Genomic DNA, 22082 nt, shown 5'->3' with positions numbered 1-22082 from the left:
AACATCATGTTTTGGGCTCTGAATCGATCAAATTAGTAAGATTTTTTCTGGCGTCTGTCACCTGAAGAACGGCGATCGTTTGAACGCTTTTTGTCATAGGAAGAACGGTTGTTGCTTTTCCCTTTTCCGCCGCGGTAGCCGCCGCCTTGACCGTCTCTGCGTTTAGAAGAGCGCTGGTTCTTGTAGCGTTTGCTGACCATCGGCGCTTCGTCTGTTAAGCGAACCGGTGTGTCGTCTGGCTCTTTTGTAGCCATTTTGATAGCCGCCGCAACCACTGTTACTGCATCATGATCTTCAAGCAGCTCAGCTGCCGCTGTCATGTAGAAGTTCAGGTTGTTTTCACTGATTGTTGTGCGAAGACGTTCAACAGTAACCTGCTGCTGGCCTTCTAACGCTTCGTCAAGTGTAGGCTCCTTCATGCGGTCCATTTTGCGTTTTGTTGTTTGTTCAATTGCGCGAAGCATGCTTTTCTCACGCGGTGTAATGAACGTCATCGCCATACCTGTTTTTCCTGCACGGCCCGTTCTTCCGATACGGTGAACGTAGCTTTCAGGATCTTGAGGCACGTCGAAGTTGTATACGTGTGTAACACCTGAGATATCAAGTCCGCGAGCGGCAACATCAGTTGCGACTAGAACTTCGATTGCGCCTTCTTTAAATTTACGAAGCGCAACCATACGTTTCGCCTGTGTTAAGTCACCGTGAATTCCTTCAGCTGCATATCCGCGAAGGTTCAGGGCTTCAGCCAGCTCATCGACACGGCGTTTTGTACGTCCGAATACGATCGCAAGCTCAGGAGACTGAATGTCAAGAAGGCGAGTCAGTGTATCGAATTTTTTGCGTTCTTGCACTTCCAAATAGAACTGCTGAATGTTAGAAACCGTCATTTCTTTCGCTTTTACTTTTACGTGTTCCGGCTCAGTCATAAAGCGCTCTGCAATGCGTTTGATCGGCGCAGGCATTGTGGCAGAGAACAGAAGTGTCTGATGCTCGCTTGGCACGTTTGAAAGGATAGATTCAATATCGTCAATGAATCCCATGTTCAGCATTTCATCCGCTTCATCCATTACAACAGTATTTACATTGTTTAAACGAATGGTGCGGCGGTTGATGTGGTCAAGAAGACGTCCAGGTGTTCCGACAATGATATTCGGATTCTTCTTTAACGCCCGGATTTGCCGTCCAATATCCTGTCCGCCGTAAATAGGAAGAACCTTCGCACGTTTATCTTGTCCGATTTTATACAATTCTTCAGATACTTGAATGGCTAATTCACGGGTTGGCGCGATTACGATTGCTTGAATATTAGGAGACTCGGGGTTAATTTTTTCAACAAGGGGTATACCAAACGCAGCTGTTTTACCTGTACCTGTTTGCGCTTGTCCAATGACGTCTTTATTTGAAAGTCCGAGCGGTATCGTTTGTGCCTGAATCGGTGTTGCTTCTTCAAATCCCATACGATTAATTGCTTTCATGAGATCAGAACTTAAATTAAAATCTTGAAACGTTATAGTCAAATTATTCAAACTCCTTCTAATTGCTGTTTCAGTAATGTCGTGATTTACCACTTATAAAACTGCCCTTTAGACAAGAAGGACAGGATCCATCCGTATACAAAGCCCGAATTACTTTAAGTTTTATCTTACCATTACACTATTTGTTTTTCAATAAGATGAGAAGCAGATCGGCATCTCGAATATGCCGGCTGCTGCTCCATCCGCTCCCAAGAATCCAGCGGAGAACTTCGGGTCACGATGAAAAGTCCGGACGAATATGTTCGTATCGCGAAATAACCTATATATATTGTATCATAGCCGCAGCCGGCCAGATATACATAATTTTCGGCCGGCATACATTAGTGTTTGCATATCATGTTATTTTATGATGCAATATGCGTTTTTTCGCAAAATATTTTCTTATGAAAGCGGGCTCTCTATTAAATCTTTAACGATTTCTTCAAGCTTCATACCTCTGGACGCTTTGAATAAAATCAAATCGCCTTTTGATGCGTTTTCCTTCACAGCTTGGAGGAGATCTTTTTTCTCAGTGTAATGGCTGACGCGGTCTTTCTCAAAGTGTTTCAGGGCGCCTTCCGCGATAAAAGCTCCCAGTTTTCCGTACGTAAAGACGCGGTCAATTTTATCAGGGCTGATCACAGCGCCGCACTCTTTATGGAACGTTTCTTCAAGATCGCCGAGCTCAAGCATATCACCGAGCACGAGCATTTTTTTGCCGTAGCCTTCGAGGCTTTCTGTCAATTGAATTGCAGCTTTCATGGAAGTCGGGCTCGCATTATAAGCGTCATTGATTATCGAAAGGCCGCTGTCTGTTTTGATGAGTTCAAGTCTCATCCCGGTTACCTTTAGGCCGCTCAGTCCTTTTGCCGCACCCTCAGGCGCGATGCCAAAATAAGCCCCTGCAGCAATCGCAGCCATGGCGTTCATCACATTGTGCTTGCCGAGTATCGGAATAAAAAACGTTTGTTCTATCCCTTTGATTGTAAAATGGGTTCCTTCCTCACTCTGGCTGACATCCTGAAGCTGATAATCATTATGCGCTCCCGTCCCGTACGTTTTCGTCTGGCAGCTGTATGCATTTTGAAGGAGCGGTTCGTCCCCGATATAAATCAGCACTCCGTCTTCTTTAAGCCCGTTAATGATTTCAAGCTTCGCCTCCGCGATGCCCTCTCTAGAGCCGAGGTCTTGCATATGCGATTCGCCGATATTCGTAATCACTGCCGCATCCGGGTTTGCCAGGCGGCTCAAGAGGTCAATTTCTCCTTTGGCGCTCATTCCCATCTCCAATACGGCGATCTCCGTATTTTCAGGCATCGCTAAAACTGTCAGCGGCAAACCGATATGATTATTGAAGTTTCCTCCAGTTTTGTGGACACGGTACTTGGTCCCCAGTACGGCGTGAATCATATCTTTTGTTGTCGTTTTGCCATTGCTTCCGGTTACTCCGATGACACGCGTGCCAAGCTCCTGCAAATAGGCTTTTGCAAGCTGCTGAAGTGCAGTAAGGGTATCATCCACTAAAATGACGGCGTGATTCTCGGGCGGATTTGGTACTGACCGATCCCAAAGAACAGCCGCTACACCAGCTTCAAAAGCCTGCTCCACAAAAGAGTGGCCGTCAAAACGTTCCCCTTTCAGCGGAATAAAGAGCTGATGTTGTTCCAGTTTTCTTGTATCGGTTGCCACTCCATGAATGACTGTTTGTTCATATTGCGGATTTGTTAGTGTGCCTTTAACCATTTCGGCAATGTTTTTTACTGTTCGCTTAATCAAGTAAGGTCCCTCTCTTTCTTTTGTATATACGGGAAAAAACACTGCCCTTTTACCGGCAGTGTCCTTCTTCATTAGAATGTATGCTTAATCAATTGTTTTTCAGCGTGGCGTTCTTTTGCAAGCTCCACAAGCTGTTCAATCAGCTCAGCATATTCCACTCCGGCTTCTTTCCAGAGCAGCGGGAACATGCTGAAAGGTGTAAAGCCAGGCATTGTGTTGACTTCATTGATCAGAACTTCGCCGTCAGCTGTCAGGAAAAAGTCCGCTCTGACGAGTCCTGAACCATCGATCGCTTTAAATGCTTTGATCGCCATATGACTGATTGTTGCGTATTCCTCATCAGTCACAATCGCCGGAATCATCAGATCAGTATCTCCATCCTCATATTTCGCTTTGTAATCGTAGAAATCTGTCTTCGGTGCGATTTCTCCCACAACAGAGCATTTAGGATCGTCATTTCCAAGAACGCCGATCTCAATCTCGCGGCCGTTAATTCCTTCTTCAACGACGACTTTGCGATCATATTGGAAAGCAAGCTCAAACGCTTTTTGCAGTTCTTCACGGTTTCGGCATTTGCTGATTCCGACACTTGAGCCGAGGTTCGCCGGTTTTACGAAGCAAGGGTAGCCTAATTCCTGTTCAACCTGCTCACAGCTTTCTTTCGGAGAACGAATCCAGTCTTTCTTAAGGAAAGCTGCGTATTTAGCCTGAGCAAGGCCAGCCTGCGCAAATAAATGTTTCATGACAACTTTATCCATGCCAGCTGAGGAAGCAAGCACTCCGTTGCCGACATAAGGAATGTTCAACAGCTCGAGCATTCCCTGGATCGTACCGTCTTCTCCGTTCGGTCCGTGGAGGAGCGGGAATACGACGTCAATGGCTTCATTTTGCTGTGACGCTTCCTGCGGAAACATCTCCTGGTTCAGGGCAGCTGGAGAAAAAGCACTGCCTCCTTGCTCAAATTGAAGCATTTTCACGTTTGAAACAGGCTCAGTTAAACGGGCGCCTCTAACCCATTCGCCTTTTTCTGTTATATAAATCGGATGTATATCAAACTTCTCAGTATTTAGCGCTTTGATTACAGCCAGAGCTGTCTGCAGGGAAACATTATGTTCTGCCGACTTTCCTCCGTACACTAATCCTAGACTTGTTTTCAATGGATACTCCCCCCACTACAATTCATCTTTACTATCTTATCATTTTCACCGGAAAATGATCTAATTATTTTTGGGCATGCTGATGTTGAATGCATTTGTATGTAATTCCTTTTTATTTTATATTAAAATGGCATTGAAAAGGAGATGTGACATATGAAAAAAATCACAACAAACGAACAATTTAATGAACTGATTCAATCCGATAAAGAAATCATTGTAAAGTTTTATGCTGATTGGTGCCCAGACTGCACACGCATGAATATGTTCATCGGCGATATTTTGGAAGAATACAACCAAAACGACTGGTATGAGCTGAATAAGGACGAGCTTCCTGACCTGGCTGAAAAATACCAAGTAATGGGCATTCCCAGCCTGCTTATCTTCAAAAACGGTGAAAAAACAGCTCACCTTCACAGCGCCAATGCCAAAACGCCTGAAGAAGTGACTGAATTTTTATCTGAACATATAAGCTAATTCGTTAAACAGCCTTATTTTATGTCGTCGGGCTCTACATGAACATGAACATGAGTGACATCGTGTTCATGTTTTATTTTGTCTTCTACTTCATCCGCCACTCCATGGCCTTCTTCTACTGTAAGCTTCGGATCAACCGTAATCACCATCTCGATATGAACTGTACTGCCTAAATACCTCGCTTTCACATCCTTTAGGCGATGCACATTTTCGATCCTGCCGACGGTCTGTTTGTAAGGCTCAAGATCTTTTAAATGGAAGCCGTCTGTTAAGGAATGTGAAGCGTCTTTAAAGATATCCCACGCCGTTTTGCAAATGATGATGCCGATGATAAAAGCCGTTACCGGATCAATCCACGGCAGCTTCAGCTGGGACGAAAAAACACCGATAAACGCGCCGGCACTTACAAAAGCGTCTGACCTGCTGTCCTTTGCCGCTGCCATCAGGGCAGAGCTTTTAATGGACGCTGCCAGCCTTTTGTTAAATAAATAGATGCCATACATAAACACAGCACTGCCTAACGCCGTCCATGCCGCGATAAGATTTGGCGTTTCCGTTGTGCCGCCCGCAATCGCTTTTCCTCCGCCGATTAACACTTCAATGCCGACTGCCATCATAATAAAAGACGCAACAAGAGACGAAATTGTTTCAGCCCGATAATGGCCGTATGGATGATCGCTGTCAGCCGGTCTTTGAGAAATCCGCAATCCTATGAGCACTGCTACTGACGCAACAATATCTGTTCCATTATTTAATCCGTCTGCTCTCAGTGCTTCAGAATGATATAGAATCCCAATGACTAGCTTTACAACAGCAAGAATGACATAAGCAAAAATATTGAGGAGCGCCCCTTTTTCTCCCTTTTTCAGATTTTCTGTCCGCTCCATTGAATACCAGCCTCCATTCTATTACATAGTATGGTTCAAAACATGAAAAATAGCAGGACGCGTTCAATGAAGCGGGACATTTCGACAGCAATTATTGCCCGGGAAACTTTTTGTCGATTTATTGAATGTTTGTGAATTGGCAAAGAATAGGACTGTTTTCACCTTTACAGGCGATTGCGGACATTGTATACTGAAGTTAATTGATAATGATTATCAATATCGTTTGATTGGAGGTTGGTGACACAATGACACCTCAGTCTGCAGAAATCAGAAAAAAACAGCTCATTCATCTGTTAATACAGAATGGTATATACAAAAAGTCAAAGCGTCATCTGTATGAATTGTCGCTGACGGAGTTAGAAAGTGAATACAACCATGTCAGGAGGGAGCCGGAGCATGCCGAAGCGTAAAATAAAAACTTACCAACAGCTGATCCAGGAAAACAAAGCGGCGATTATGGGCAATCCAAAGCTGATGAATGTTATTTATGACAGGATCGACCGCAAGCATCAAAAAAATCTGCAAGAGCAAAACAATACATAAAAAGAGCCGTAAAGGCTCTTTTTTTATGACTCAAACGCTTCTGCTGCCAGCTTGTGTATCACGGCGTCATCCATCGGCGGGTTGTGGAGACCGGCGCGCACATCACGGTAATAGCGCTGAAGCGGGTTGGTTCGTTCCAGGCTTTTGGCCCCGACAATTCTCATCGCTTTATCAACAACAGACAGCGCAGCGTTTGTGACGATATGTTTCGCCGCACCGAGCTCGCTGGTCAAGTGTGGACGCCGCTCCGGATCGTCATACAATTGAGCGATATGGAAAAGAAAGTGTCTGGCATTGAGCAGTTCAAGCTCCATTTCGCCTGTTCTTTGCTGTACGGCCGGGACATTCTTGATCGGTCCATTCAAGCTGTTTGGAGAATACTCAGATGCAAATTGCACTGCATAGTCACGAGCAGCTTGAGCCACACCAAGATAAATCGCAGGAATGTGAAGCAGCCAGCCATTCGGCTTAGCTCCACGGGGCCCTTGAAGCAGTTCCACCAGCTTATTCTCATCAAGCATTACTTCGTTCAGTACAAGGTCATGGCTCCCAGTCGCCCGCATCGCCATCATATCCCACGTCTCTTCAATCGACAATCCGGGATCATCTTTATGAATGAGAAACACGCCTGTTGTTTGTTTGTCTTCAATCCATGCGGTTACTAAAAAATAATCCAGAGCTTGTGACATCGTCGTAAAGGTTTTTCTCCCGTTCACTGCCCATTTGCCATCCTTTTTGACGGCGTGTGTACCCGGACGCCCTCCTCTTGTCGGGCTTCCGGTTTTCGCTTCAGTCGCCGCCCTGTTAATGACGGCTCCGTTTTGGACTTCCTTGGCAACAAATGCAAATACGTCTTCATCCCAGCTGTTGCCTTCTCCAAGCTCCCCGATCACGCTCAAATGCCAGCCGATGCTAAGAGCCGTCGGAGCATCTCCCCGTGCAAGCCGTTCTTGAAACAGGAGCATATCGTAAACAGAAATGCCCCCTCCGCCATGAGATGCCGGCAATGTTAATGCTGTATACCCAGCATCACGCAGTTTTTGTATTTTCTCTGCAGGAAAACGTCCCTGTTCGTCATCTTCAGCAGCTGTTTGCTGAAATTCATCCGCAATCCGTCCGATTTTCTCCATCCATTGCCGCTGTTGATCGTTTTGTATAAATAATGACATCCGGCAGCCCCCCAGTTTTAATTCCGATAAATTTAATATGTATTATAGATTTCCTGCCATTTTTCCGCAACTGTTAACCTTTTGCCCAGTATAGAAAAACACGCCGTTCCCCAAGGGAACAGCGCGATTACACAGGATTTGCATCCCGGTCTTGTTTCATGCCGAGATAAATCAGCATATATGTCAGGTAACCCATCGTCATCACCAGGCCGCCAAAGAAAAAGCTTGAGAAAATCGGCTCTTCAAAAGCGGTCACTGCGGCCAACACAATCCAGCTGGCATACAGATAGATGATAAAATAGCGGATGCCCGTCTTCATTTTATATATCATGTACAGTCCCACGAGAGAAAACAACCCAAGCGCGAGCCTGAAATAAACAAGATGTTCAAACTGAAACATGAATGACACAAATGAGAATCCAAGCAGCAATACGATCGGTAAAGCGGTAATAAAGTTCCTCAATCGAGACACCTCCGTCAGTACCTTTAGTATAAACCAAAATATCAAATGATATTGATTTACGTGAGCTTTTTCACAAAAATGTCATTCCTTGCCTTTAGACCCGAACATCCCGTTTACAGAAGCACCACCAGCCAACAACGATGAAGAATATGGCATGTATGATGAGAATTCCAATTGAAAACAATGGCGTCATGCCTGAAAACAACGCTGTCTCTCCGCTTCTGTATTGCGTAAAGTCAGTGTTCGCAAAAAGCAAAAAGCTGCCCCACTTGTTTTCAAACAACTTCATGAGCTGAACAAGTGTACTCGCTCCGTATAAAACGACAAAAGAAACAACAACTGCTACCGCGCTGTTGCGGAACAGCGAAGAACAAAGCAGCCCGAATAATCCCATCATTACAGCTTCAAGCCAGTTTGACCCGATCAGCGCCAAGGTGTTGACCAGCAATGTCTTTGATTCCGCAGTCACCGATGTGCCAAAAAACACGAGACCGAATAATAATGCCAGAATGTAGTATGCCAGATACAAATAGAAGCTGACCATCACGACTGTGATTAATTTTGACCAAAAGACCTTTTGGCGTTTAACCGGACGAATGAGCAAAAATTTGATCGTCTTTTTATCAAATTCCATCGAAACAATTGTTGCTGCAATTACGATCGTTAAAGCCTGCAGCAAAATGTTCAGGCTCGGTGTATACGATAAATAGCCGATGAAGTTTTCATCTGTTCCGGCACTGATGACAATCCGTTTAATGATCAAAGCCATGAAGAATTGAAAGACAGCCATCAGGATAAGGGAAACCAAAGTGACCTTCCGATTAAAAAGTTTCATATGTTCATTCCAAATTAATTTAGACAAGCTCTTCTCCCTCCTCTTGATGAGCGGTCGTCGCTTTTATAAATTCGTCTTCCAGTGATTGCGTGTAAGGCGTAATGGAAAATACATTCAGATCTTGTCCGACAAGTGATCGGTTCAGCTCCGGTATGTTTTCTTTTGCCACATCAACTACAATCGTCCCGTCTTGGCTCTCAGCTTGATATTGATTGCCTGTCAGCCAATTGAGCGCTTTTTCTTGCGGCTGCACTTCTATAATCGCTTTTTCTGTGGTTTGATCAGTTCCTTGTAAGCTGACTTCCGCTTTGATCTCACCTTTTTGAATGATGATGACACGGTCGCACAAGTCTTCAACCTCGCGCAATAAATGAGTGGCAAACAGGACAGCTGTTCCTTCCATTTCTGCGAGTTCCTTAATATGATCGCGAAAATCCTTCATCCCCGCAGGATCGAGGCCGTTTGTCGGTTCATCTAGAATGAGAAGCTTCGGCCGGTGAAGAATTGCCTGGGCGATTCCCAGACGCTGGCGCATCCCAAGGGAATAGGTTTTCACCTTATCATGAATCGCTGACGTCAGCCCGACACGTTCCACCACTTCATCAAGCCGTTCATCCGCTATTTTTTTGTGCATATTCGCAAAGTGCTTGAGGTTTTCCCAGCCTGTCAGGTACGGATAGAACTCAGGGTTCTCAACAATCGCTCCAACCGCTTCCATCGCTTTTTCAAACTCTGTATCATGCTGGAATCCGCTGATTGTCACGCTTCCGCTGTTTTGTTTCAGCAGCCCGACGATAATACGGATGAGTGTTGTTTTTCCGGAACCATTTGGACCGAGAAGGCCGATGATTTCACCCTCCATGACGTCCATGCTGATCTGTTTTAAAATCTGTTTAGACCCAATCTTTTTATCGAGGCCTTCAATATGTAAAATCGGCTCAGCCATAAAGCCTTCCTCCTTTTTCGACAAAAAATAAACAGTGCCCAACATTAGGCACTGTTTGTATTATAGCATTTGTTGCTTCCAAATGTTTGGTTAAACCGATGATGAGCGTTTGCTCCGACTGTTTGTTCTTTTCAGTTTCTGTAATGATGACAGGCATTGTCACCTGTTGTGTTCACCACTGTGCGAAGCAATGCCAAGCTCCGATTCCGAGTCTTAATTCCATGCCCTGAACAGGCAGGCCGGCAGATCGAGGCACACTCATTATTCGATTTTAAACTTTATCGCTATTCTCTCGGGGTCCTTTAGACCTATCTTCCTTGTTGGTGACATCCAGAATATCAAGGAGAAACACAAAGATCGGAATCCCGATAATCAACCCCCAAATGCCGAAGAAGTGTTCAGAGAAAATGAGTACTGTGAAGGTGAAAAAGATTGGCAGCTCTGTTTTCGCCGACATCAGCTTCGGATTTAAGAAATATGTTTCGATCGCATGAATGGCGAATATGACAAGGACAATGTAGAGCACATACATTCCACCGCCAGTGCTGTAGGCGATAATGCTGAGCGGAATCAGGGAAATGACGACGCCTGCTACAGGGATCAATCCAAGGAAGAACACCATAATCGAAAGCCCAAACAGCTGCGGAAAATGCATAATCCAAAGCGCGATAAACGTCAGAATACAGTTGACGAGCGCAATGATAAATTGAGCCTCGAGCACCTTGCCGAACGTTCTTGCAAATTTGCTTCCGAAAAAAGCAATCTCCTCATAAAAGACCCTCAGTTTGCTCGTTTTAAATTTCGCCATGAATTCAGAAAGCCGTTTTTTCTCAAATAAGAAAAACATGCTAAGAATGAGCGCCATCACGACCTGCAAGCCGAATGTGCTGATATCGGCCAGATACGTATACACTACATTGAAGCCCTCTTTGACATATGAACTGATGTTAATATCTCCGAAGACACTGGTGATCTCATCAAAGAAAGGGATGCTGTCAGGATGATACGCAATATGTTTAATCTGCTTTACCAGCTGCTGGATCTGCGCCGCGACGACCGGATAAAACACAAAGCCCCCGACTGTAAGCAGCACAGCCAGCAACATGTAAAGAAACGTAATGACAACCCGCTGGCTCACGCGGAAGAACTGGCTTACAAACTGCCGCACGACAAGCTCCAAACGATCCATTAGAAATGTGAAAATGAAGGTAAGCAATATTAAGTTGATCATGCTCTTAAATAGATATAACACACCAGTTAACACGACAAAGATGGAGAAACGCCTTACTCCCGGGTGCTGAAAAAATTTAACTAAAGCGGCCATTTATACACTCCTGTTAGGACAAACGTCCTTCATTCAATATAGTATCCATTTGTAAATTATATAACAAAAAAATGCTGAGGTCTCTGTCCTTACCTTAATAATTCTTAAACAATTAAAAAAACGGCCCATGGATGGGCCGTTCTTTTTTCAGACTGCTGTTTTCATTTTTTTCATGCCTTCAACAGCCTCTACGCTTTTTGCTTCATCAAATTCATTTTCGCTTTTTGCAACAATGATCGTGGCGATTCCGTTTCCGATCAGGTTCACAATGGCTCTTCCTTCACTCATGAAACGGTCGACCCCGAGCAGGAGTGCAAGACCCTCCAGCGGAATGACCTGCAGCGCTGACAGCGTTGAGGCAAGGACGATAAATCCGCTTCCCGTCACACCTGCCGCTCCCTTCGATGTCAGCATCAGAACGAGGATAATCGTAATTTGCTGACCGATGCTGAGGTCTACTCCAAACACCTGTGCCAAAAAGACAGTCGCCATTGATAAATAAATGGATGTGCCATCGAGGTTAAACGAATAGCCCGTCGGAATAACTAGCCCGACAACTGATTTGGAACAGCCGTAGCGCTCCATTTTATCCATCATACGCGGAAGCACCGATTCGGAAGAGCTTGTGCCAAGCACGATCAAAAGCTCATCCTTAATGAAGCGAAGGTAATTCCACAGGCTGAATCCGTAAAGCTTGCAGATGATATTTAAAGCAACAAATACGAACAGGAACATCGTAATATAAACAGACATCATTAAGCTTGCCAGCGGTTTGATGGAATCGAGCCCGAAGTGTCCGATTGTATACGCCATCGCCCCGAATGCCCCGATTGGCGCGGCACGCATAATGTAGCCGATAATTTTGAAAAAAACGTGAGAAACCTTGTCGAAGAAATCAATGACGCTTTTCCCTTTTTCACCTAATGCCGCAAGGCCCACTCCGAAAAGAATAGAAAAGAATAAGACCTGCAAAATGTCCCCTTTTGCGAAGGCATCAACCATGTTGGATGGAACAATGTGTGTAACAAATTCAATCCAGTCGATTCCCTGACCGCCATTTTGCGTGTATTGTGATACATCTCCCTTTTCAAGCTTGCTGTAATCAAGACCCGCACCCGGCTTCATAATATTGACGACAAATAAACCGATAATGAGTGCGAGTGTGGTGACAATCTCGAAATAGATAAACGCTTTTCCCCCTACTTTTCCAACCTTCTTCATATCGCCCATTTTTGCAATCCCGAGAACGATTGTGAAGAAAATAATTGGTGCGATCACCATTTTAACAGCGTTGATAAATGTATCGCCAAGCGGTTTCATTTCTTTGCCGACATCCGGCCAGACCAGCCCGACAATGACCCCGATGATGACCGCGGTTATGACCTGAACTGTTAAATTTTTAAACAGTTTCATATCCTTCATCCCCCTGTCCTATTCGCCTTTTGTGTCTTTCTTACTAGAATGATAGCGTTTTCATACAGTCTGGGGAAGTTTATGATCATAACGGACATTTTGGTCTTTTTGGTCTCAGGTTTATCCTTTTAACACGTAGCGGTTGACCGGCCGGCCGACTCCGCCATATTGAACGTCCAATTTGATGATCCCGGTTTTTTCTAAGTAATCAAGATATCGTCTGGCTGTCACTCTGGCGATGCCGAGCGCCTTGGCAACCTCTTCAGCAGAAAGGGATGCGGTTTGCTGTTTCAAAAAAGCAGTGACTTCATTCATCGTGAAGTGATTCAACCCTTTCGGCAGATCCTGTACGGCCTGCTGCGGAATATTCAGGATAGCATCAAGCTGTTCCTGGGACAGCGTATCATTCGCTTCGATTTTTTGTTTATATTGCTTGTACTTTTCGAGCGCCTGTCTCATTCGCTCAAGCTTAAACGGCTTTAAGATATAGTCAACCGCCCCGTTTTGCAGCATGAGTGAGATCGTTTCCTTGTCTTTTGCAGCGGAGACGACAATGACATCCACTTCAAGCTTTTGCTTTCTGATCTCCTGCAAGGTCTTGATGCCGTCTTTTTTCGGCATGTACACATCGAGAATGACGAGATCCGGCTGTTCTTCTTTAATCAGTTTCATGCCTTCCTCTCCGTTTCCTGCCGTTGCACAGACAGTAACGCCTTTAACAGTTGTAATGAAATCCTTATTGACCTCTTGAACCATTGGATCGTCTTCAATGAGCAGAACCTTCCATTCTTTACGAGCCATGCTGTGCTTCCTCCCCCTTCATTGGAAAAACGATAGAAAAAGATGTCCCCTGCCCCGCATGTGAATCAACTTCTATCGTGCCCGATCCTTTGTCTATGATTTGTTTCACTAAATACAGGCCATAGCCTGTGCCGCCAGTTTTATTGACCGTAAAACCTTTGTCGTAAAGGCGAGGCATATGTGCCGGATCAATTCCGCAGCCGTTATCTTCTATTAAAATAGCAAGGATATCATCCGTTTGTTCGATACTAATGTCAATTCGTTTGTCTTCAGATTGAACGGTTTCAAATGAGCCGAAGGCATTTTCAATCAGATTCCCCAAAAGCACGACAATATCATGCTGATCAACATGCTCGGGAAATTGCTGAAGACTGCTGTTTTCATCTATATGAACAGCAATGCCTAGCTCTCTTCCCCTTCTGATTTTACTTAATAGAAGGCCTGCCGCAGCGTCATTTTGAATCGAGCGGTGCAGAAATTCAGTCACATTTTCCTGCTCAGTTGACGCCTGGAATGCAAGCTGCAAGGCTTTTTCAGATTTCCCCAGCTGGATGAGGCCGGCGATCGTGTGCAGCTTATTCATATGCTCATGGTTTTGGACACGGAGCGCCTCCACAAAGTTTCTGACACCAGTCAATTCCTCTGCCATCTTGGCCGCTTCCGTTCTGTCCTGAAAAATCGCAACGGCGCCAATCACTTTTTTCTTCATGACGATCGGAATTCTGCTGCTCATGATGACTTTTCCGCTGACACGAATTTCTTCATTATAAACCGCTTTGTTCCGCTCCACGATTTCGGGCAGGCGCGAATCCTTAAGAACCTCCCAAATCACCTTGCCGATCAGATCCCCCTGCACTTCAAAGATCTGTTTCGCTTTTTCATTGAAGATCGTAATGACGAGCCGATTGTCAATGGCGATCACCCCTTCATTCATCGAGTGAAACGTCGCTGTCCGTTCTTCATACATTCGGACAATCTCATGGGGTTCAAGCTGAAACATTTGTTTTTTGATATGGCGGGCCAGCAAAAAGGAACCAGCAAGGCCGAAGCCGAGTGTCAGCACAACGATGAATGCGATATCACGCTTTAAATGAAGCAGGATGTCAGCGATCCCCGGCAGCGTTTTTCCGACAAGCACCACGCCTATTTGGTTCAGGTCTTGATCCTTAACCGGATAAAAAGCGCGAACCGCCGTGCCGAGCTCGCCCTTTGCTTCAGAGAAATAAATGTGCTCCGCAAACGCTGCCTCCTCGTCTGCACCTTCTGATTTCTTGCCGATGCTTGTGCTGACAGGATGCGTATATCGGATGTGATTCATATCCATGACGACAATATAGTCTGCTTCATTAATCATCCTGATTTCTTCAACCGCATGGCGAACAGCTTCTGTTTGTTTTTTTCGCGCCAAGGCTTCTTTCACTTCTGTCATCTCTGACACCGTCCGGGCCGTATTCATCAGCCGCTTTTTCAGCTCCCGCTCCTCTGTATGCTGAATGTTGCCGATGAGCACAATGCCGCCGATCAAAAAGGAGAAAATGACGAGTATATAGGATAAGATCGTGATTTTCCAACGGATTGAGAGCTTCTTTTTGTTCATCAGCTTCTCCTTTCAGGTCTTTACGAATGTCATTTCCCCCATTATCCTTAACATAGGGGAGGGCTTTTCATGAAGAGTTTGCTTGCATGTCTCGCACTGATGATCGCTGGAATTGCAACCGCTTTATTTATCGGATTCCATGATCATACCGGCAATAAAAAGATTGTTTATGATGACGACCAGGAAGGCCTGCAGGATCAAATCGTGTTTAAATTCAGCCACGTGGTTGCTGAAAATACGCCAAAAGGGCTGGCCGCCAATAAATTCGCTGATCTGGTGAACGAAAAATCAGGCGGGAAAATAAAAATAGAAGTATTTCCGAATGGAAGCCTGTACTCGGACATTGAAGAAATTGAAGCATTGCAAAACGGCGATGTTCAATTTATCGCCCCCTCCACATCGAAGCTCGGCATGCTCTCGCCTGAATGGGGAGTGCTGGATCTGCCGTATGCTTTTACAGATTACAACGCCGTCAAAAAAGGGCTGAACGGAAGCATCGGCACACAGCTGTTTGATTCTCTAAAGAAAAACCAATTAAAAGGACTGGCCTATTGGACGAACGGCTTTAAGCAAATCACAACAAATCAAGGGCCGGTCAAAACACCGGATGATTTAAAAGGGCAGGATCTGCGCATTATGCAAAGCGATGTGATTGAGGATCAGTTCAAGCTGCTTGGCGCAACACCTCATCAGGAATCCTTCAATTCTACCTTTCAGCTGTTAGAAAACAATGTAGTCGATGGCGAAGAAAATACAATTTCAAACATCTATTCTAAAAAATTTTATAATGTTCAGGACTATTTGACAATAAGCAGCCACGGTTACCTCGGCTACGCTGTCATGACCGATGAACACTTCTGGAAGGCGCAAACACCAGAAACAAGGCGCATTTTGACTGAAGCGATGAAGGAGACGACGGAGTGGAATGAAACGTATGCCGAACAAATGAACAAGGAGCAGCTGGAAGAAATCAAAAAGAATTCTGCTATACATATTTATGAGCTGTCAGATAAAGAGAAACAAGAATGGATGAAGCGTCTTGACCCTGTTTATCGGCAGTATGAGCCCATCTTTGGCCGGGAGCTGATCCGGGAACTGTTGGAGCTGCGAAAAGATTCATAGTTCCCATCTCGATACGCTGTTTTTCGTTTATCTTTCTATCGATCGGAAATATAAAAAGAGATAATCGAAAAAGGAGATGGGTACATGTTTAAGCACACAAAAATGCTGCAGCATCCTGCTAAACCAGATCGTCCAGATCCATTATTCGCTAAAAAAATGCAAGAAATTTTAGGCGGGCAATTCGGAGAAATTTCAGTTGCCATGCAGTACTTATTTCAAGGCTGGAACACAAGAGGAAATGAAAAATACAAGGACTTGCTGATGGATACGGCAACTGAGGAGCTCGGGCATGTTGAAATGATCGCAACGATGATTGCCAGACTTCTTGAGGATGCCCCTCTTGATCAGCAGGAAAAAGCTGCTGAAGATCCGGTCATCGGCTCCATCCTGGGCGGCATGAACCCTCACCATGCGATTGTATCAGGACTTGGCGCCATGCCGGAAAGCAGTACAGGCGTACCTTGGAGCGGCGGTTATATCGTAGCAAGCGGAAACCTGCTGGCAGACTTCCGCGCCAACCTGAATGCGGAATCTCAGGGCCGTCTGCAGGTCGCACGCCTGTTTGAAATGACGGATGACAAAGGCGTCAAAGATATGCTCAGCTTCCTGCTGGCGCGTGACACGATGCACCAAAATCAATGGCTCGCCGCCATTAAAGAATTAGAAGCACAGGAAGGTCCGGTTGTGCCGGGTACATTCCCGAAAGCGCTCGAAAAACAAGAGTTCTCACATCAGCTTATCAATTTCTCTGAAGGCGAAGAAAGCGCCAAGCAAAACTGGCTGAATGAAAAAGCGCCGGACGGAGAAGCCTTTGAATATGTGAAAGAAGCAAAAACGTTTGGAGAAAAACCGGAGTTAAAACCAGCCCCGCCTTTTGTTCATAATACACTTCCGGGACGCGAGTAAAGAGACAAGCCCAAAACATGATGTTTCGGGCTTTGATTATGCCTTCAGAACCGTCCAGTCTGGTTCGTACCGGATATCAGGGTTATGTAACAGATCATGAACGAACGGTTTATCCTCTTCGTACACCGTCACCACTATCGAAAGAATTACAGCCTTCTGATCGTTTTCCTCGTATATGCTGTCATGTTCGTTCTCCATAAAATGATCATAGGCTTCTCTGTTTTCCCATACACTGATGATTTCTGCGGTGAGCGGCTCGTCTATCGTTTTTCGCCAGCCGCCGGCCTGTTTGATGAAGCCGCTTATATGCGATAATGCTTCCCACTGTGACTGCGCTTTTGCAAATGCTTCAGCGTTTGGAGCGTCTACTTCACATACAATCCTTTTGATCAGCATGGCTACTCCTCTATGATGACGGTTTTGGCTTGTTGATGCTCGACACAGAGATTCACCGTTCTGACGTAAGAGCGTGTGCGGTGAACCGTGCCTTTCGGGATCAGCAGGCTGTCATTTGCTTTGAGCACCTCGGTTTCTTTGTCCTTGAAATCGATCAGCAGCTCCCCTTCAAGAACGATAAACAATTCGTCTGAGTCAGGGTGATGGTGCCAGTCATATTCTCCCGTAAACACCGCAAGGCGCACGCAGTGGTCGTTGACCTCTGAGATTGAAAAATTGGCGTGCTTTTCTTTGACTTCATTTGCGATGGCGAGCAAGTTTTGCATCTTGGACATTAGCGAAAACCCCTTTTTCACTTATTGTATCGCAATAGCGGCATAAATTGAGAAGATTCCAAAAAAAAGCGATCCAGCTGATGTGCCGGATCGCTTTTTTATTTACAGGTTGTCTGCCTTTATGCTTTTGATTAGTCGTTGTTGCGGGCGTTTCCGCCTTTTGAGCCGATTTCTTGGTAGAATTCTTTATCATGATTTTTGCTTGTAGCCTCTCCGCCTTTACGGCCGATTTCTTGATAGAATTCTTTGTCATGGTTTTCGCTAGTGGCTTCTCCGCCTTTTTCGCCGATTTCTTGATAGAACTCTTTGTCATGATTTTCGCTAGTGGCTTCTCCGCCTTTTTCACCGATTTCTTGATAGAATTCTTTGTCATGGTTTTTGCTAGTGGCTTCTCCGCCTTTTTTCCCAATCTCTTGATAGAATTCTTTGTCATGGTTCTTGCTTGTTGTTTCTCCGCCTTTTCTACCTGCTTCTTCTCTGCTCATTTTGTTATCGTCTGCCATTTTGAATTCCTCCTTTAATTGGTGTTGGTTGTTGTATTCCCGCTCACAATTCTTTTAAACAAACAAAACACATTGGGTATGTTTCCACTAAAAAAAGCAGGCGGATCGCGGTGTCCGTCTGCTTTCTGCTATTCCATCTCTCGTTCTGTTTCTTTCAGTCGTTCAAGAATGCGCCTCTTTTTGTACAGCATCATGCCTGTCTCGGTAATGTCGTTTAATGTTGAGCGATTGGCAGCGGCGCCAAAAACCATTCCGGCAACCGGCACCATCTGGAAAAGTTTTTTCCAGCCAAACGTGTCTCGATAGCCTAAAACGACTTCTCGCCAGCCTTGGATTTGAGAAGCGACATTCTTATATGTACGGTCTTGATCGTAGTGTTTTAATTCTTGCAAAATCGATCTTTTGCCGACAACATCAGCCGACGTCAGCTGCAGACATTTCACAATGAAGACGCGTTCTTTTTTCTCCTTTGGATCATAGCCGTATGCGACTGCGATATCCTGTAATGTTTTTAGTGATAAGCCAAGCACTGCCGGAATGTCTGCCGCCAGCGTAAACACGCCGCCCACACCGGTTGTCGCGCCTTGAACGGTTGCTGCGTTGGTTCTGTTTTTGCCCATTCCTTCCGCAATTTCATCCATGACAGGAAGAGGCGCTTTCCGGATGTCCTCCAGCGATTCAAAGATCTCCTCCGGCAGTTTCTTTTGAAACATCCTGATAATCTGTTTTTCAGATGTCAGGTACTGTCCGCCTGTTTGAACAAAGCTGCCGACCTCATCCAAGAGCTTGCCGATCTTTTTCTGGATGAATTCTGGTGTCAGCTTGTCCAGCAGTTGAAACGGGAGACGGCTGAGCTTTTCCCAAAACCAGATTTTTTGCTGATCTTTTTCCCATTTCTCTATCTCTTTTAATTGCTGATGTAAGTCTTCTTTTCGTTCTGTTGGCACCCAATCCGCACTTCCCTTCCGTTTTTTCTACTATATAGTATACCTTCATTTTTTCGGATGCGTTTTTATTTTTCACCTGCGGGTACCATTTTTATAAAAGGAAAAGGAGTGATGGACATGCCTTGGTCGATGAAGGATTATCCTGCTTCATTAAAAAATCTTGAGAAGCCGGTGAGAAAAAAGGCGATAGACATTGCGAATGCGATGATTGATGAAGGCTATGAGGAAGGGCGCGCGATTCCAATTGCGACAAGCAAAGCGAAGGAATGGGCGGAAAACGCCTCTACAGATGAAATTGATGATTTCCTGACGCATGATGATGAGACAGAACGCGATGCTGATCCAAGCAGCGGCAGCGGCCCCGAGCTCATGAATAAAGCAGAGCATGTTATTAAGCATAAAAAAGGCTGGGCAGTCAAAGCCGAGGGCGCCAAACGTGTGTCTGACATCAAGGATACAAAGAAAGAAGCGATTGAACGGGCAAAGGAAATCGCGGCGCATAAAGGCACTGAGGTCATTGTTCATTTAGCTGACGGCAGTGTGCAGAGAAAGATTAAAACAGGATCATAAAGGAATATGCTTTTAGGTGTTTCGAAATGATCAGGAGCGGTTATTGATTGGTAAATCATTTATGAGAGGTGATCATGATGCTTAGCTTTTTGGTTTCATTAGTTGTTGCTATTGTTATCGGATTAATTGGGAGCGCCATTGTAGGAAACCGGCTGCCGGGAGGAATTTTCGGCTCTATGATTGCCGGGCTGATCGGCGCTTGGATCGGGCACGGACTTCTTGGCACATGGGGACCGAGCCTCGCCGGCTTTGCTATTTTCCCGGCCATCATCGGGGCAGCCATCTTCGTATTCTTGCTGGGCCTTATATTCCGCGGGCTGCGGAAGGAAGCCTAGACTCATTAGATACAGAAGGCATCGTTTCGAACTGAAACGATGTCTTTTTATATGGGACCTTATCCCGAATCCCTACATATCATGTTACATAACAGGGAAAAATTCAGAAGTGTATTTTGAACATTTTCGGTTGACAAGAAACCGGGATGGTCATATGATGTAGATAAAATAATTTGCCTTAAGGAAACTCTTTGTTGTACGGCAAAAACAAACAGAATTCAGGTGAGACATGATGAACAAGGACATCACAGCACAATCTCCCCGTTCCAAAGCCGTCCAAGATGCGCTTGACGGGAAAATCAGAGGATTCAGAGGGCTGCTCCCTTTTCTCGGCCCTGCATTTATAGCAGCCATTGCCTATATTGATCCCGGCAACTTCGCAACGAATATTTCGGCGGGTTCTAAATACGGATATATGCTCTTATGGGTGATCTTATTTTCTAATATCATGGCGCTTTTAATTCAATCCCTATCTGCCAAACTCGGTATTGCGACAGGCAAAAATTTGCCTGAGGTTGCCCGTGAAGAATTCCCGAAGCCTGTCTCGATCGGATTATGGATTCAGGGCGAGCTGGTCATTATCGCAACTGATCTGGCGGAATTTATCGGAGCGGCTCTGGGACTGTATTTGCTGTTCGGCATTCCGATGCTTGAAGCGTCTATTATAGCTGCGATAGGTTCCTTCGCGATATTGGAGCTTCAGCGCCGCGGTTATCGCTCACTTGAAGCCGGTATTGCCGGTATGCTGTTTGTGGTCGTGATCGCCTTTGCGCTGCAAACCTTTTTCGCAAAGCCTGATGCCGTGTCAGTGATGAAGGGCCTTTTTGTCCCGGCGTTTCATGGCACCGACAGTGTGCTTCTTGCAGCGGGTATTCTTGGCGCAACTGTTATGCCGCACGCCATTTATTTGCACTCTGCCCTTACACAGCGGCGGGTGGTTGGAAAAACTGATGCAGAACGGAAAAAAATCTTTAGGTTTGAATTTATTGATATTTTAATAGCGATGCTGATTGCAGGGGCTATTAATGCAAGTATGCTGATTGTGGCTGCCGCATTATTCTTCAAAAACGGCCTGTTTGTTGAGGATCTCGACGTCGCATTTCAGCAATTCGGACATCTTGTCAGCCCTATGTCTGCTGCTTTATTCGGGATCGGGCTGCTCGTTGCCGGTCTATCCAGTTCGTCTGTCGGCACACTTTCAGGCGACGTGATTATGCAAGGATTTATCAACTACCGCATTCCGCTGTATGTACGGCGTTTTATCACGATCATTCCGCCGATCTTGATCATCGCGTCAGGTGTTAATCCGACGACCGCTCTCGTACTGAGCCAAGTCGTGCTGTCCTTCGGGATCGCCTTTGCCCTCATTCCGCTTATTATGTTTACAAGCAATAAACGTATCATGGGATCTCTGATCAACGCCAAATGGGTCACAGTGGTGTCTTGGCTGATTGCGGTATTGATCGTTGCTTTGAATGTGTTTTTAATTGTAGATACGTTTCGATAAAAAAACCGGCTTCTAAAGCCGGTTTTTATTTTTTCGCAAAAGCTCATTGATACCCTTTTTGACAGAAATTTGTTATGATAGAAGAAAAATCGGAGTTTTGATGATGTCAGTATTTATTCTGTTTTATTTGTGGATTGTTCCTATTGTTATCGGCATTTTATGTTCTGTTGCTGCCCATAAATCCAAGGGAAAAATGAGAGTCGCGCCCGGCATTGCCATGATCGTGCTCAGTATCATTTCCCTAATCACGGCGTTTACGGCCGGACACACAAATTTCCATGTGTTTATCGGCGGCATGTTTTTATTCGGCACCTTCTTGGTCGGTTCTGCTTTCCCTTTCTTCTTCGGGCTGAAGAAACAAGAGAAATAAGCTTATAATAAGAAGAGTTCTGTAAGATTTGATAAGAATAAGCATGCAAGGACAAATGCATCTTCCTTTGAAACAAGATGCATTTGTCCTTTTGTCTGTTTCGAGTATGGCGAAATCAGTTCCTAATACATACACCGATCATTTTATGAATTCAAACATGCTATAGCTGAAAATACGTTTGTTTCCAACAAA

General features: G+C 45.1%; 27 protein-coding genes. 10 read left to right on the top strand and 17 right to left on the bottom strand.

Going from position 1 to position 22082, the window contains the following annotated elements; all coding sequences use genetic code 11:
* Positions 1-32: 32 nt before the first annotated feature.
* The 3 genes from cshA to NYE56_RS02060 all read right to left on the bottom strand — a co-directional run bounded on the left by cshA (position 33) and on the right by NYE56_RS02060 (position 4447).
* Positions 33-1517 carry a degradosome RNA helicase CshA gene (gene cshA / locus NYE56_RS02070; RefSeq protein ID WP_003246685.1) on the bottom strand — a complete coding sequence of 495 codons (1485 nt, stop codon included), beginning with the start codon at positions 1515-1517 and terminating at the stop codon, positions 33-35.
* A 399-nt stretch (positions 1518-1916) separates the two neighbouring features.
* On the bottom strand, positions 1917-3290 hold the full coding sequence (locus NYE56_RS02065; protein WP_341283392.1) for a UDP-N-acetylmuramoyl-tripeptide--D-alanyl-D-alanine ligase: 1374 nt from the start codon (positions 3288-3290) through the stop codon (positions 1917-1919).
* A 71-nt stretch (positions 3291-3361) separates the two neighbouring features.
* Entirely contained in the window at positions 3362-4447 is a 1086-nt protein-coding gene (locus NYE56_RS02060; RefSeq protein WP_341283391.1) for a D-alanine--D-alanine ligase, read from the bottom strand.
* A gap of 153 nt (positions 4448-4600) precedes the next feature.
* Here NYE56_RS02060 and NYE56_RS02055 point away from each other — a divergent pair, with 153 nt between their 5' ends.
* Complete coding sequence (locus tag NYE56_RS02055; protein WP_003234326.1) at positions 4601-4921, top strand: thioredoxin family protein; 321 nt, start codon at positions 4601-4603, stop codon at positions 4919-4921.
* A gap of 14 nt (positions 4922-4935) precedes the next feature.
* Here the strand turns inward: NYE56_RS02055 and NYE56_RS02050 are convergent, their stop codons facing one another.
* Positions 4936-5808: a cation diffusion facilitator family transporter gene (locus NYE56_RS02050; protein ID WP_268554632.1), complete on the bottom strand. Its 873-nt coding sequence runs from the start codon at positions 5806-5808 to the stop codon at positions 4936-4938.
* A 245-nt stretch (positions 5809-6053) separates the two neighbouring features.
* On the opposite strand from NYE56_RS02050, the gene NYE56_RS02045 reads away from it, so the two are divergent.
* Together NYE56_RS02045 and fbpB are read left to right on the top strand one after the other, a co-directional pair.
* Positions 6054-6218 carry a Fur-regulated basic protein FbpA gene (locus tag NYE56_RS02045; protein ID WP_014475868.1) on the top strand — a complete coding sequence of 55 codons (165 nt, stop codon included), beginning with the start codon at positions 6054-6056 and terminating at the stop codon, positions 6216-6218.
* On the top strand, positions 6172-6351 hold the full coding sequence (fbpB, locus tag NYE56_RS02040) for a Fur-regulated basic protein FbpB (protein WP_080009755.1): 180 nt from the start codon (positions 6172-6174) through the stop codon (positions 6349-6351). Before NYE56_RS02045 ends, fbpB begins: the two co-directional genes overlap by 47 nt.
* Before the next feature lie 23 nt (positions 6352-6374).
* Here the strand turns inward: fbpB and NYE56_RS02035 are convergent, their stop codons facing one another.
* From NYE56_RS02035 to dctS, 9 genes are all read right to left on the bottom strand, one after another.
* The gene (locus NYE56_RS02035; RefSeq protein WP_015715274.1) at positions 6375-7520 is read right to left on the bottom strand and encodes an acyl-CoA dehydrogenase family protein; all 1146 of its coding nucleotides are present in this window, start codon (positions 7518-7520) and stop codon (positions 6375-6377) included.
* Between the two features lie 127 nt (positions 7521-7647).
* Complete coding sequence (locus tag NYE56_RS02030; protein ID WP_003225151.1) at positions 7648-7983, bottom strand: hypothetical protein; 336 nt, start codon at positions 7981-7983, stop codon at positions 7648-7650.
* 94 nt (positions 7984-8077) lie between these two features.
* On the bottom strand, positions 8078-8845 hold the full coding sequence (locus NYE56_RS02025; RefSeq protein ID WP_015715273.1) for an ABC transporter permease: 768 nt from the start codon (positions 8843-8845) through the stop codon (positions 8078-8080).
* Positions 8838-9764, bottom strand: a complete 927-nt coding sequence (locus NYE56_RS02020) for an ABC transporter ATP-binding protein (RefSeq protein WP_021481708.1) — start codon at positions 9762-9764, stop codon at positions 8838-8840. The genes NYE56_RS02025 and NYE56_RS02020 overlap by 8 nt, the downstream gene beginning before the upstream one ends.
* Positions 9757-9921, bottom strand: coding sequence for a hypothetical protein (locus tag NYE56_RS02015; RefSeq protein ID WP_014475863.1), 165 nt, complete (start codon positions 9919-9921; stop codon positions 9757-9759). The genes NYE56_RS02020 and NYE56_RS02015 overlap by 8 nt, the downstream gene beginning before the upstream one ends.
* Before the next feature lie 114 nt (positions 9922-10035).
* Entirely contained in the window at positions 10036-11088 is a 1053-nt protein-coding gene (locus NYE56_RS02010) for an AI-2E family transporter (protein WP_038827763.1), read from the bottom strand.
* A 147-nt stretch (positions 11089-11235) separates the two neighbouring features.
* A complete protein-coding gene (gene dctP / locus NYE56_RS02005) occupies positions 11236-12501 on the bottom strand; it encodes a C4-dicarboxylate transporter DctP (protein ID WP_095843484.1) in 1266 nt (421 codons plus the stop codon).
* Between the two features lie 120 nt (positions 12502-12621).
* Entirely contained in the window at positions 12622-13302 is a 681-nt protein-coding gene (dctR, locus tag NYE56_RS02000; protein WP_003234347.1) for a two-component system response regulator DctR, read from the bottom strand.
* Positions 13292-14899 carry a two-component system sensor histidine kinase DctS gene (dctS, locus tag NYE56_RS01995; protein WP_076458442.1) on the bottom strand — a complete coding sequence of 536 codons (1608 nt, stop codon included), beginning with the start codon at positions 14897-14899 and terminating at the stop codon, positions 13292-13294. Before dctS ends, dctR begins: the two co-directional genes overlap by 11 nt.
* A gap of 69 nt (positions 14900-14968) precedes the next feature.
* Between dctS and dctB the strand changes: the two genes are divergently transcribed.
* A complete protein-coding gene (dctB, locus tag NYE56_RS01990; protein ID WP_003234350.1) occupies positions 14969-16021 on the top strand; it encodes a C4-dicarboxylate TRAP transporter substrate-binding protein DctB in 1053 nt (350 codons plus the stop codon).
* Between the two features lie 84 nt (positions 16022-16105).
* Complete coding sequence (locus NYE56_RS01985) at positions 16106-16927, top strand: manganese catalase family protein (RefSeq protein ID WP_015382816.1); 822 nt, start codon at positions 16106-16108, stop codon at positions 16925-16927.
* 36 nt (positions 16928-16963) lie between these two features.
* Here NYE56_RS01985 and NYE56_RS01980 read toward each other — a convergent pair whose 3' ends face one another.
* From NYE56_RS01980 to NYE56_RS01965, 4 genes are all read right to left on the bottom strand, one after another.
* The gene (locus NYE56_RS01980) at positions 16964-17323 is read right to left on the bottom strand and encodes a YdbC family protein (RefSeq protein WP_268554629.1); all 360 of its coding nucleotides are present in this window, start codon (positions 17321-17323) and stop codon (positions 16964-16966) included.
* A gap of 2 nt (positions 17324-17325) precedes the next feature.
* Positions 17326-17658, bottom strand: a complete 333-nt coding sequence (locus NYE56_RS01975) for a cupin domain-containing protein (protein ID WP_268554628.1) — start codon at positions 17656-17658, stop codon at positions 17326-17328.
* 131 nt (positions 17659-17789) lie between these two features.
* The gene (gene gsiB, locus NYE56_RS01970; protein ID WP_003234357.1) at positions 17790-18161 is read right to left on the bottom strand and encodes a glucose starvation-inducible protein GsiB; all 372 of its coding nucleotides are present in this window, start codon (positions 18159-18161) and stop codon (positions 17790-17792) included.
* A 128-nt stretch (positions 18162-18289) separates the two neighbouring features.
* Positions 18290-19108, bottom strand: coding sequence for an EcsC family protein (locus NYE56_RS01965; RefSeq protein ID WP_076458439.1), 819 nt, complete (start codon positions 19106-19108; stop codon positions 18290-18292).
* 117 nt (positions 19109-19225) lie between these two features.
* On the opposite strand from NYE56_RS01965, the gene NYE56_RS01960 reads away from it, so the two are divergent.
* From NYE56_RS01960 to NYE56_RS01940, 5 genes are all read left to right on the top strand, one after another.
* Positions 19226-19678 carry a DUF2188 domain-containing protein gene (locus NYE56_RS01960; protein ID WP_339247063.1) on the top strand — a complete coding sequence of 151 codons (453 nt, stop codon included), beginning with the start codon at positions 19226-19228 and terminating at the stop codon, positions 19676-19678.
* Between the two features lie 77 nt (positions 19679-19755).
* Positions 19756-20013, top strand: coding sequence for a GlsB/YeaQ/YmgE family stress response membrane protein (locus tag NYE56_RS01955; RefSeq protein ID WP_003246519.1), 258 nt, complete (start codon positions 19756-19758; stop codon positions 20011-20013).
* 229 nt (positions 20014-20242) lie between these two features.
* Positions 20243-21520, top strand: a complete 1278-nt coding sequence (locus NYE56_RS01950; protein ID WP_032680356.1) for an Nramp family divalent metal transporter — start codon at positions 20243-20245, stop codon at positions 21518-21520.
* Positions 21521-21623: 103 nt separating this feature from the next.
* Positions 21624-21890, top strand: coding sequence for a hypothetical protein (locus tag NYE56_RS01945; RefSeq protein WP_341283390.1), 267 nt, complete (start codon positions 21624-21626; stop codon positions 21888-21890).
* Positions 21891-21918: 28 nt separating this feature from the next.
* Positions 21919-22056, top strand: coding sequence for a hypothetical protein (locus NYE56_RS01940; RefSeq protein ID WP_050496044.1), 138 nt, complete (start codon positions 21919-21921; stop codon positions 22054-22056).
* Positions 22057-22082: the final 26 nt, after the last annotated feature.

This window comes from Bacillus sp. FSL R5-0603, from assembly GCF_038050295.1.
In the GTDB taxonomy this organism is placed as follows: Bacteria; Bacillota; Bacilli; order Bacillales; family Bacillaceae; genus Bacillus; species Bacillus subtilis.
Note: the sequence above shows the minus strand (reverse complement) of the source record. Positions and strands in the feature narration are given on the sequence as shown.